Annotated in this window: 9 protein-coding genes, 2 pseudogenes and 1 riboswitch; of the genes and pseudogenes, 6 read left to right on the top strand and 5 right to left on the bottom strand. The window is 66.0% G+C overall.

The window, feature by feature from the left end; all coding sequences use genetic code 11:
- Positions 1-562: pseudogene (locus K8V84_RS12355) on the bottom strand (IS5 family transposase); the annotation flags it as partial.
- Positions 563-918: 356 nt separating this feature from the next.
- On the opposite strand from K8V84_RS12355, the gene K8V84_RS12350 reads away from it, so the two are divergent.
- The 3 genes from K8V84_RS12350 (at position 919) to K8V84_RS12340 (ending at position 2,909) form a co-directional block, all read left to right on the top strand.
- Positions 919-1,971 carry a pirin family protein gene (locus K8V84_RS12350; RefSeq protein WP_304074303.1) on the top strand — a complete coding sequence of 351 codons (1,053 nt, stop codon included), beginning with the start codon at positions 919-921 and terminating at the stop codon, positions 1,969-1,971.
- 90 nt (positions 1,972-2,061) lie between these two features.
- Positions 2,062-2,454, top strand: coding sequence for a GNAT family N-acetyltransferase (locus tag K8V84_RS12345; RefSeq protein WP_304074302.1), 393 nt, complete (start codon positions 2,062-2,064; stop codon positions 2,452-2,454).
- Positions 2,451-2,909, top strand: coding sequence for a carboxymuconolactone decarboxylase family protein (locus tag K8V84_RS12340; protein ID WP_304074300.1), 459 nt, complete (start codon positions 2,451-2,453; stop codon positions 2,907-2,909). The genes K8V84_RS12345 and K8V84_RS12340 overlap by 4 nt, the downstream gene beginning before the upstream one ends.
- A 283-nt stretch (positions 2,910-3,192) precedes the next feature.
- Here the strand turns inward: K8V84_RS12340 and K8V84_RS12335 are convergent, their stop codons facing one another.
- The 3 genes from K8V84_RS12335 to K8V84_RS12325 form a co-directional block, all read right to left on the bottom strand.
- Entirely contained in the window at positions 3,193-4,527 is a 1,335-nt protein-coding gene (locus K8V84_RS12335) for an LLM class flavin-dependent oxidoreductase (protein WP_304074299.1), read from the bottom strand.
- Complete coding sequence (locus K8V84_RS12330) at positions 4,527-5,309, bottom strand: 3-oxoacyl-ACP reductase (protein ID WP_304074297.1); 783 nt, start codon at positions 5,307-5,309, stop codon at positions 4,527-4,529. The genes K8V84_RS12335 and K8V84_RS12330 overlap by 1 nt, the downstream gene beginning before the upstream one ends.
- Before the next feature lie 50 nt (positions 5,310-5,359).
- Positions 5,360-5,462, bottom strand: a riboswitch (TPP riboswitch).
- Between the two features lie 299 nt (positions 5,463-5,761).
- Entirely contained in the window at positions 5,762-6,475 is a 714-nt protein-coding gene (locus K8V84_RS12325; protein ID WP_304074295.1) for an NUDIX domain-containing protein, read from the bottom strand.
- A 290-nt stretch (positions 6,476-6,765) separates the two neighbouring features.
- On the opposite strand from K8V84_RS12325, the gene K8V84_RS12320 reads away from it, so the two are divergent.
- The 3 genes from K8V84_RS12320 to K8V84_RS12310 are packed head-to-tail and all read left to right on the top strand — an operon-like array spanning position 6,766 to position 10,040.
- A complete protein-coding gene (locus tag K8V84_RS12320) occupies positions 6,766-8,331 on the top strand; it encodes a hypothetical protein (protein ID WP_304074293.1) in 1,566 nt (521 codons plus the stop codon).
- Positions 8,332-8,336: 5 nt separating this feature from the next.
- Positions 8,337-9,311: a hypothetical protein gene (locus K8V84_RS12315; protein ID WP_304074292.1), complete on the top strand. Its 975-nt coding sequence runs from the start codon at positions 8,337-8,339 to the stop codon at positions 9,309-9,311.
- 39 nt (positions 9,312-9,350) lie between these two features.
- A complete protein-coding gene (locus K8V84_RS12310) occupies positions 9,351-10,040 on the top strand; it encodes a hypothetical protein (protein WP_304074291.1) in 690 nt (229 codons plus the stop codon).
- Between the two features lie 34 nt (positions 10,041-10,074).
- Here K8V84_RS12310 and K8V84_RS12305 read toward each other — a convergent pair.
- Positions 10,075-10,698, bottom strand: a pseudogene (locus K8V84_RS12305) (restriction endonuclease); the annotation flags it as partial.

The raw sequence follows: 10,698 nt of genomic DNA, 5'->3' as shown, positions 1-10,698 counted from the left end.
CGCGAACCCCGCGTCAGCGAACACGAACCGCACCGGCGTGGCCAGGTACAAGCTCAACAGGGTGGTCCTGGCCCCGTCCCGGTCCTGGACGGATGCGGCCATCACGCACACCACCAGCAACAACCCCAGGGTGTCAGTGACGATGAACCTCTTGCGGCCGTTGACCTTCTTGCCCGCGTCATAGCCCCGGGTGCCCTGGCCGACGGTGTCGGCGCCCTTGACACTCTGGGAATCGATGATCCCCGCCGAGGGCTCGCCCCCACGCCCGTGCGCGGTGCGCAACCGACGGCGCAGCACGGCCATGACCTGCGCGGTGACCTTTGGCTTCTTCCCAGCGGGAGAAGTATCAGTACCCGGTCTGCCAGGGCGGGAAGTCCACGGGCAGGTGCCGCCAGGAGCAGCCGGTGCGTACCACGTACAGGATCGCGTCCACCACGTCCCGGCGGGGATGCTTCTCAGGGCGGCCGCCGGTGTTGGCCGGTGGGAGCAAGGGCTCGATCAGGGCCCACTGGTCATCGGTCAGATCAGAGGGGTAGGTCGGACGTCGCGTCATGACGGCCATGCTCGCGACCTGACGGCAGCAGCGTGAGCGAAGTGCCCGGACCGTTACCCCTTCTCAAACACGCTCTAAGACTCATACCTCGACTACCGATCGTCCATGGATCGTTCGGATCGTGATATCGGCTCGTTGACATCGAGCGCAAGGCCACACGTTTCAGCTGTGGGGACCGCCACCACTCCAATCCGTAGCCTTCCCGTCACCCTCCAGGTAGGGCCTTGGTGCGGTGAAGGCGCGTGCGCGTACCTTGGGGCTGAGTACAGGTGGAGCTTGCACGCTCCCGTACCTGCCTGCCCTGGAGGAGAGAACATCAACACCACAACCCTCGTATCCGATCCCACGGCGGAAGGAACTCCCCGATGACCAACCCCGAGGCGAACCCGGACACCCACGTGTGCGTCGACGGTGGCCTTCCAGGGCCATGGGCCGAGCGCGAGGGCGGAGCTCCCGTCGAACTCATCACCGCCCGTGACGTGCCCCTGGGCGGGCCTCGCGCCATGAGCGTGCGCCGCACCCTGCCGCAACGGCAGCGTTCGTTGATCGGCGCGTGGTGCTTCATCGACCACTACGGGCCGGACGACGTGTCGGCCAGTGGTGGGATGGACGTGGCTCCGCACCCGCACACGGGCCTTCAGACACTGAGCTGGCTGTTCGAGGGGACCGTCGCCCACATCGACTCCGGTGGCAACAGTGCCCACGTCCTTCCCGGTGAGATGAACTTGATGACGGCGGGGGCGGGTATCTGCCATTCCGAGACCTCCACCCCTGACAGCCGCCGACTCCACGGGGTGCAGCTCTGGATCGCTCTCCCCGAGGAGGAGCGCAACCGGCCGGGCCGCGAGTTCGAGCACTATGTCCCCGAGCCCGTCACCTTCGACGGTGGGTCCGCGCTCGTCTTCCTCGGTTCACTGCTGGGATCGGATTCCCCGGTGAGCATGTACTCACCACTGGTGGGGGCCGAGATCAGGCTCGATCCGGGTGCCACCCTCGACCTGACGGTCGATTCCGGGTTCGAGCACGGCCTGTTGGTGGACACGGGTGAGGACGTCACTCTGGAGGGTGTGCGTGTACCCAAGGACGCCGTGGGCTACACGGGGGTGGGCAGCCAGAACCTGCGTATCGCCAACAGCGGTGCCGAACCGGCCAGGCTCGTACTCGTGGGAGGCGCCCCCTTCGATGAGGAGCTCATCATGTGGTGGAACTTCCTGGGCCGCACGACGGAGGAGATCCGACAGTACCGGGAGGAGTGGCAGAGCCGCGGCGAGCGGTTCGGGCGCGTCGAGGGCTACGTGGGACACGGTGGCCCGGGAAGGAACCGCGATGGCATGGGATGGCTCCCGGCCCCCGACCTGCCCCAGGTCAGGATGCGACCGAGAAAGAACCCTCCACCCCACGCACGGTTCCAGGACTGAACCACCCCGATCACCCACTCCGCCGGGCCGGGGCACCCTCGTGCCCACCATCGACCGGCCCGGCACGATCCCCATAGAGAGGTCTTCACCATGACCGAGCCACAGACCGACAAGACCGGCGCCGTCGTTCATATCGCCCTCGATGAAGCGCGCGCCATCAGCGCCTACACCGTGACCTTGGATGACGGCACCCTCGCCGGCCGCGCGGACTTCGTCGACCCGCCGGAGGGCGGCGGTGAGCGCGTCTTCTTCCACACCGAGGTCTCACCGGAGTTCGGTGGACGGGGCCTGGCCGGGCTCCTGCTGCGCGAGGCGCTGGCCGACAGCGTTCGCAAAAACATCACCGTCGTGCCCGTGTGCCCGCTGTTCGCCAAGTACCTGAAGGAAGACGGCAAGGAGTACACGGCCCAGGGCGGCAAGTTCCGCAAGCCCAGGCCCGCGGACCTGGCCCTGGTCCAGAAGACGACCGAGGAGCAGGCGTGAACGCGGAGCGTCCCTACATCGACAAGGAACACCCCACGGTGTACAAGGCGCTCGGCAAGGCGGCCGTGGCCTCCCGTGCCGCCTCGCACGAGGCCGGTCTGGGCGACGACACCATCGAGCTGATCAACGTCCGGGTGTCCCAGATCAACGGGTGCCCGACCTGCCTGAGCATCCACGTTCCCAAGGCCCGCAAGGCCGGGGTGAAGCAGAGCGTACTGGACGTGCTGCCGTCATGGCGTGAGGCGGGCGTGTTCACCGACATGCAAAAGGCCGCGCTGCTCCTGGCGGAGTCGCTCACCGTCATCGACCCCACGGTCGACCGTCAGGCGATCAACGCCCGCGCGGCCGCCCACCTGACCACCGCCCAGATCTCCGCGGTGGAGTGGACGACCACGCTCATCAACGCGTTCAACCGGGTCTCGATCGCCAGTGGTCATCCCGTGATCACACGATAGGGGAAAGCGATTTCCACCGCTGTAACGCCCTCCCCACGGAGGCGCTACAGCGGCGGATCCCCTTTTCTGGAAGCCCGCTTTCTCCAAGAAGGGTGAGGTGCTCGGCGCCCAGGGTCTGAAGGAAGGCGGTCACATCCGAACGGGGCTCCCGACGTGGTGGCCCACCGGCCCTGAGCGACCCCGCAACGGTTCCTGCCGTGCGCCTTTCCTACGGGGCGGGGAGGCCCGGAAAGGACGAAGACGGCCCTTCGGGCCTCCCACCTCCCGGACCTCCCTCCCGTTTTCAGTGCGGTGACGGCGGTCGTTCCAAACCCAAATGGCCCCGAAGCGTGTCCGCCTCGTACTCGCGACGGAACAGCCCTCGCCGCTGCAGGACGGGGACCACGTGGTCCACGAAGTCCTCGATCCCGCCCGGCAACGACGGCGGCATGAGGTTGAACCCGTCCGCGCCACCGTTTTCGTACCACCGGGTCATCCGGTCGGCGATCTGTTCGGGCGTTCCCACCATGGTGCAGTGTCCGCCACCGGCGGCCAGACGGCCCAGAAGTTGCCGCACCGTGGGCCGTTCGGAGTCGATGATGCGCAAGATGGTCTCGTAGCGGCCCTTGGGTCCGGTGAACTCCTCCAGTGGCGGCAGCTCGGGTACCGGGGCGTCCAGTTCCCAGTCGGAGCAGTCCTGTTCGGTGAACAGCCCCAGCTGCTGCAATGACTCCTCGGTCGGCAACAGTTCGTCCAGTTCGCGTTGCTTGGCTCGGGCCTCCTGCTCGGTGGACCCGACGTAGGTGACCAGTCCGGGCATGATGGCGACGGACCGGGGGTCACGGCCCGCCCGACGGATCCGCGCCTTGACGTCGCTGTAGTAGTCCTGGGCGCTGGGCAGGTCATAGGCCACGGAGTAGATGGCCTCGGCGCGGCGTGCCGCCAACGTGCGTCCCTGCTCCGACGAACCCGCTTGGAACAGCACCGGGTTGCCCTGTACCGGGCGCGGCACGTTCAACGGGCCATCGACCTGGAAGTGCTCTCCCCTGTGGCCGATGGGGCGCACCAGGTCCGGGTCCGCGAAGACCCCGTCCCGGTCGTAGTGGAAGGCCTCGTCACTCCAGGAGTCCCACAGCCCCAGCACCACCTCCACGAACTCCTCGGCTCGTGCGTAGCGCTCCTGATGCGCGGGCATCTGCTCGTACCCGTGGTTGCGGGCCTCGGCGTCGAACATGGACGTCACCACGTTCCAGCCCACTCGGCCTCCGCTGATGTGGTCCAGGGAGGCCAGCAGGCGTGCCGCGTGGAAAGGCGTGTAGAACGTGCTGGAGACGGTGCTGACCAGACCGATGTGCCGGGTGGCCCGGCTCATGGCCGCCAGCGTGGTCAACGGTTCGAGGAACCACCACGGGCCGCCGGCGACGTCGCCCGTGGCGTGACCGTCGGCGAAGAACACCGCGTCCAGACGGCCGCGTTCGGCGGTGCGGGCCAGTCCTTCGAAGTAGGTGATGTCACCGATCCGTTCGGCCGGTGAATCGGGGTGACGCCAGGCGGCCTTGTGGTGGCCGCAGCCGAAGATGAACAGGTTGAGGTGCATCCGGCGGTCGGGGGCCTGGTCAGGCGTGGGAGCGGCGGACATCAGTTCATCACCAGCCCGCCGTCGACGACGAGGTTCTGACCGGTGACCGCGCGCGCCCAGGGGGAGGCGAAGTACAGGGCCGCGTCGGCGAACTCGGCCGGGGTGGTGACCCTGCGCAGCGGTGTGGTGGAGGCGATCATGTCGAAGACGCCTTCGGGGGTGGCGGAGCTGGCGTCGGTGGTGCGCAGCAGACCGCCGGAGACCATGTTGACGGTGATGCCGTCGGGGCCCAGATCGTGGGCGAGCGTGCGGGTCAGCGACAGTAGCGCCGCCTTGGCCGCGGTGTAGTCGTGGTAGGGGACGACCGGGTGCTGGAACAGGTTGGTGCCCACGTTGATGACCCGACCGAACCCTTGGCCGCGCATGGAGGCCAGGGCGGCCTGGACGGTGTTCAGTGCGCCGTGAACGGTACCGCTGAACTGCTGGTCGAGGTGTTGTGGGGTGAGCGTATCGGCGTGGGGTCGTGCGTCGCCGTTGAAGGAGAAGTCGACGAGTGCGTTGTTGACGACGGTGGAGACCGAGGAGCCGAAATGGCCCTCTGCGGCCTGGACCATCGCGGCGACCTGTTCGGGGTCGCGCACGTCCGCTCGCACGGCCAGGGCACGGCCGGAGTGGGTGGCGGCGAGCTCGCGAGCCGCTTCGGCGCTGTGGAGGTAGTTGATCACCACCCGGGCGCCTTGCCCCAGGAAGGCCTGGACCAGCCGGGACCCGAGCCCTCGGGCCCCGCCGGTGACGACGACCGTCTGTTGGTCGATGGGGAGTGCGGTGCGGGAAGAACTCATCGGTGGCCTTTCTGGCATGGGCGAAGGCGTCCCTTCGGCCACCGAAACCACCGGCCGTGTACGGACATCCCTTCGCCGGTATGACCCGGATCAGGTTCGACGGGTGTCATCTCAGCCCTGATCAGTGGATTCAGGGCACCCCGTGTCACTGCCGATCAAGGTAGCCCATAGGCACCCTCTCGGGCCACCGGCCGGTACCGTGCTCGTCTCCCACTCGACGGCGGATTGGCGATCCGCTGGTCATTACCGGTGGCGACCCAGCGTGAGTGCAGTGCGGGCGAGAGCCCGTTTGGAGCGTCCGGTGGCGCTGCCCACCCGCTCCACTGTTCGCCCCGTAGCCCCTCCCCGACCACCCGAACCCTGGACCCTGGACCCGCGGAGCAACTCGCAGATTCGGATCTCGGTCTCCTCGTCAGCGAACGAGATCCCGACCGAGCAGGCGGCCTCCACGTTCACGAGGCCGAGCGCAGCAGCGGCGGTGTGAGCAACGAAGCGCCCCCTTTGCGGTACAGGGCTGCTGGACGCCCCGCCCGCTGGGCGCGCTGCCCCCCGCTGGGTTCCACGAACCCCTCCGCCTTGGTGACCTTGCGGCGGAAGTTGCTGGGATCCAGTTCACGCCCCCAGATCACTTCGTAGACCTCCCTCAGCTCGCTGAGCGTGAACGGTTCGTGACAGAAGACCGTGGCGACGGTGGTGTACTCCAGTTTTTCCCGAACACGCTCCAGCGCATCGCCGAGAATGCGGTCGTGGTCGAAGGCCAGAGGTAGGGGACCTTCGAGGATCTCCCCCACCGGCACCCAGTGGGCGTGGGCCGCATCGCTTCCTCCCACTGCTTCGGGCAGGTCCGCCCCCAAGGCCAGGTAAGCGATGGTGACGACCCTCCCCCGAGGATCACGCCCGGGATCGCCGAAGGCACCGAGTTGCTCCAGGTGAAGCCGAGCACCATCGACCCCGGTCTCCTCCAGGAGCTCACGCCGAGCACCTTGGTCGAGGCTCTCTTGTCTTCGGACCCTCCCTCCGGGCAGCGCCGGACGCCCACGAAAGGGCTCCTCCCCACGCTCGATCAACAGGACCGTCAACGTCCCGTTCCGGATGGTGAAGATGGCCAGATCCACCGTCACCAGGGACAACCCCACGTCAACGGATCGCGCCAAGCGCTCGTCCATCGCACTCCCCTTAAAGGTCACCTTGACTTTAATCATCCGATCCACTTATGGTCATCTCGACCTTAACTGGATCGGCACAGGAGAAGTGCATGTCCATCACCGCTCACGCCTCTCCACCCCCCGCCTCTCCCCCTCCTCAGAACCGCGGAGAGGAACCGACCGGGGCCACCCGTCACCTCTGTACCGGTGTCCACATCGATGAGGACTTCCGAGACCTCGTCATCAAAGAGGTGTGCACGGCTCCTTCACGACGCGCGGCCCCCTCCTACGAATTCGACCTCGTGCCAGTGATGCGTCACGCGTGGTTGTCCCTGCACTTGGCCACGCTGTCGAGGGTCGGGCTACTCGTCGCCCTCACCGCCCCCTACTTCTGGGGATTCACGGTGACGACCCTGTTGGTCGCCGGTGGATACGTACTTCTCGTACTCCTGGACCACGCCTGGCGGATCTCCAAGGAGCTCACACGGCCTGAAGAGCCCCTACTGACGCAGAAGAGGCGGAAGCGTCGACCGAAGTTGCCTTCCAGGTCCAGCTGGAAGTACGGGGAGGAGAGCAAACGTCTCAAGAACACCGGCACGTTCGCCCTGGTTCTTGCCCTCGCCATGATGGTCCTGGCCTTCTCCCATCCCATCCAGGGGACTCTGGCCCTCTACCTGGGCTGTGCCGTCGCCCTCCTCACCGCGATCGTCGGTGGTCTGCGCCAGGCGTGCATCAACCACGCTCACAAGGCCGCCGCCCTCAGGCCCAGGCGCCTCTCCCACCGGGAGAGGGTCGTCGACGAGCAGCAGAGGCATCCCTGCGTGGTCTACCAGCGCCCCGCCCACAAGAAGGACGGCGAAGACGAGGACGCGGGTGTGTTCACGCTCTTCGGTGAGGAATCACCCTTCATCGGAGCGGGGGAACTGATTCACCAGTGGAATCCGCCCATGAGCGTCCAACTCCTGCGCAAGGGAAGCGACGACAAGCCCCTACATGAACGTGAACATCGGCACCCGCCCTTCAAGCCGCACGAATTGATGGACCACCTGCGCGCGGCCGTCGCCGAACTTCGCGACGACCATGAGAACGTCCGTCTTCCGGCGCAGGTCAGAGACCGCATCTTCGTCGCCCATTCGGACGTGTCCACTGACCGCTCCATCCTGCGGGAATCGGTGGATCCGGTCGCGATGCGCCGGATCATCGACCGGCAGGACTCCGCGCACCAGCACTTCCTCGAAGTGAGTGTCCCCGACGCGGGGGGAGAGCTGGTCGCCACGGTGTTGCTCCAGGTAAGGGTGCGTGGCCGAACGCTGAGCCTGGCGTTCGCGGCCTGCGCGCTGACCCGTAATCCGGACGACTTCCGTAAGACGGAGGAGTTCGGCCAGCACGGAAAACGGGCCATCGTCAGTGCCGCTTGGCATGATCTGTTCCGGCTCCCCCGCCACATCCGTTCGCTGGGACGCATCACCCGTTACCCGTTCTACCTGGCCAGGGCCCTATCTGGCCTCCTGCACAGGGCCTTGGTACTCCGCGGCATCGACTTCACCCTCGTTCCCCGACGCAATATCGGGATCGGTAGTCGAATCAGCGTTCGCCAGGAACTGGCTGAGGAGTGGAGCAAGGTCCAACTCGACAAGACCACGCTTCTCGGCCACATCAAGAACGTCGAACAGCGGCTACTCAAAGCCACCAGCGATTTCCTGGACTCTCGTGGCGTGGACATCTCCGACTTCGACGATCGCGCGCTGCAGATCATCAACAGCGGCATCGTCAACATGGGTGGAACCAACGCCTTCGGCAACACCGTGTTCGGAGACCAGGTTCACCCGCAGACACAGGTATCTCCGCCCACTCCCGATAATCCACAGAACGGATGATCCACATGAGTCTGAATGAAGCTTCGAACAACAGCGGCATCGTCAACATGGGTGGAACCAACAGCTTCGGCAACACCGTGTTCGGAGACCAGAAACAGGTGACCGCACCCTCGACCTCCGCCAGGCTCTCCGCAACACGCACTCCCTCCGCGGTCTCCGAGACCGATCAACGGAAGGACCTCGGGATCGTCACGATCCTGCCCATCGAGACCCGGGCGGTTCGCGACGAGCTCGGACTGGATCGGCCTCGCAAACGAGAGGGTCTGTTCTTCAGCACCGGTGAAGTTTCCGCCGAAAGCGGTACGGCGAGCGTGGTGGCCACCCAGACCCTCGGTCCCGGGCAACGGTCGGTGATGTCGGCGCTGGATCACCTTCGCCACCACTTCTCCCCTCGTTTGTGGATCCTGGTCGGTATCGGTGGCGGTCTCCGAAACACCCCCGCACGAAGTGGTGCGGAAGCGAGCCCCTCCCCCGCCGGAGGCGGACGTATCGGTGACGTCATCGTCTCGACCCGGATCGTCTACTACGACGCACGCAAGATCACGGCCGGCGACCGAGTTCAGCGCCGTGGCGAGGAACGGCAGGCTCCGGCCCGCATCGTCCATGCGGTGAACACCTACTTCACCGACCAGGGGGAACCCGCGGTGATCCGCGGTCGCCTGGACGGGCACCGCAAACGCAGTTTCGAGGTCCACCATGGTCTGATCGGTTCAGGGGAGGCCGTGATCGCCGACGAGGACTCCGAGGTGCGTCACTGGTTGAAGCACTACAACGACAAGATCATGGCCGTGGACATGGAGTCGGGCGGGCTCAGCCAGTTCTGGCAGGAGAACTCGGTGCGGGGTGAGGACAACCCCGACTGGATTGTGGTCCGAGGTATCTCGGACGGGGCGGACACACTGAAGAACGACGACGCCCACGCGCTGGCCGCGCACAACGCGGCCCATGTCGTCCGCGAGCTACTCCCGTATCTGCTCTGACCTCTGGTCCATGCCGGTCCGCACAAGGGAAGTGATCACGTGGCCGCCTTCGTCCTCGGTGTACTCAGCTCGATCCTGGCCACGATGATCCTCGTCTTCGTGGGGTGGATGCGTTCCTCCCACCCCCGTTGGTGGCTGGTGGCCATATTCGCCCGACTGACCGGAACCGGCGTGCACCGCGTGTACCGACGACAGGCGTCGGCCGAGAAGGACCTCGCCCAGGAACTGACGCGGGCCCGCTGGGTGAGGGTGCTGACCGGCCGGGGCAACACCCTCACCAGGGACGTATTCACTCCGCTGTGGTCGTGCAGCACCGGCCGGGTCGAATCCGTGCAGGTACTGCTGCCCGATCCCGACGCGGTTCCCGGTGAATGGTTGACGCTTCGGGCCTCGGAACTGGAACCGATCGACCCGGGGTTCACCACCGAGCTGCTGCGGAACCAGATCCGCGCCAACACCTCATATCTGGCCTCGGTGGCGGCGAACAGTAGGGAGGTCGAACTTCGCCGGTTCGACCTCCCCCATCTCTACCGCGTCATCGCCACGGACCGAGCCGCCTACATCACCTTTTACGACCGGCGTAAGCACGGGCGCCACTCGCCTTGCCTGTACGTACGTGCTCCGGGGGTGCTGTACGAGGCGGCCCTCCACTTCTTCTCCACCACCTGGGCCGGTTCACAAGCGATTCCGACGGAACAGAGCTCCGACGCGGGAGCACAGAACAACTGAACATCCGGTCAGGGGAGAAGAGGAACCACGGCCGTTAGTCCAGATGAGCGCGTACCGCTTCACGGATCTTGTCGGCGTGGAGGTAGATCTCGTCGATCGATCCCAGCGGATGGCGGGTCTCGTTCTTCTCCGCGTCGAAGGTGCCGAGGTACTTCTTCGACTTGGCGTTGAAGCGCAACCGCGCAATCGGCTTGCGGTTGTTGTCGTCCAGCAGGATCGCGAAGTAGCTCTTGGAGTCCCGTTGTGCGATCCGCTGGGGTTTGACCTCGCTGCACGCGATCGCCTTGACGACCTGGTATCCCTCCAGCTCCTCCAGGGTGGTCTCGATCCCGATGCCCCGACTCAGGTCCTTCTCGACGACGTCCTCGCTGTCGACCGACATCGGGTCGGTCTGGGGGCGTGTCGTCTCCAGGGCCTTCTTCAGCCGGATGTTGACCTGATCGTCGAGGAAGCTGGACGCGGCTTCCTGGATCAGTGGCGTGAACTGCTCGCGCGCCCGCTTGGTGAAGGATCCGTCATAGACGTGGCCGGCGAAGAACTTGACCCACTCGTCCTCGGGTGTGTGGAGCTGTTCCGCGAGGGTGTGTTTGATCGCGCCGATGTACTTGAGCTTCTCGGCGGCGTCGATCACCGAGTTCAGGTCGAAGGACGCCTTGGT

The organism is Nocardiopsis listeri (genome assembly GCF_020741345.1).
Classification (GTDB): Bacteria; Actinomycetota; Actinomycetes; order Streptosporangiales; family Streptosporangiaceae; genus Nocardiopsis; species Nocardiopsis listeri_A.
Note: the sequence above shows the minus strand (reverse complement) of the source record. Positions and strands in the feature narration are given on the sequence as shown.

What these genes read in the sequence shown, in the direction of transcription:
- K8V84_RS12350 (WP_304074303.1), top strand. Translation starts at nt 919, where the DNA reads ATGACCAACCCCGAGGCGAACCCGGACACCCACGTGTGCGTCGACGGT.
- K8V84_RS12345 (WP_304074302.1), top strand. Translation starts at nt 2,062, where the DNA reads ATGACCGAGCCACAGACCGACAAGACCGGCGCCGTCGTTCATATCGCC.
- K8V84_RS12335 (WP_304074299.1), bottom strand. Translation starts at nt 4,527, where the DNA reads ATGTCCGCCGCTCCCACGCCTGACCAGGCCCCCGACCGCCGGATGCAC.
- K8V84_RS12330 (WP_304074297.1), bottom strand. Translation starts at nt 5,309, where the DNA reads ATGAGTTCTTCCCGCACCGCACTCCCCATCGACCAACAGACGGTCGTC.
- K8V84_RS12325 (WP_304074295.1), bottom strand. Translation starts at nt 6,475, where the DNA reads ATGGACGAGCGCTTGGCGCGATCCGTTGACGTGGGGTTGTCCCTGGTG.
- K8V84_RS12320 (WP_304074293.1), top strand. Translation starts at nt 6,766, where the DNA reads ATGCGTCACGCGTGGTTGTCCCTGCACTTGGCCACGCTGTCGAGGGTC.
- K8V84_RS12315 (WP_304074292.1), top strand. Translation starts at nt 8,337, where the DNA reads ATGAGTCTGAATGAAGCTTCGAACAACAGCGGCATCGTCAACATGGGT.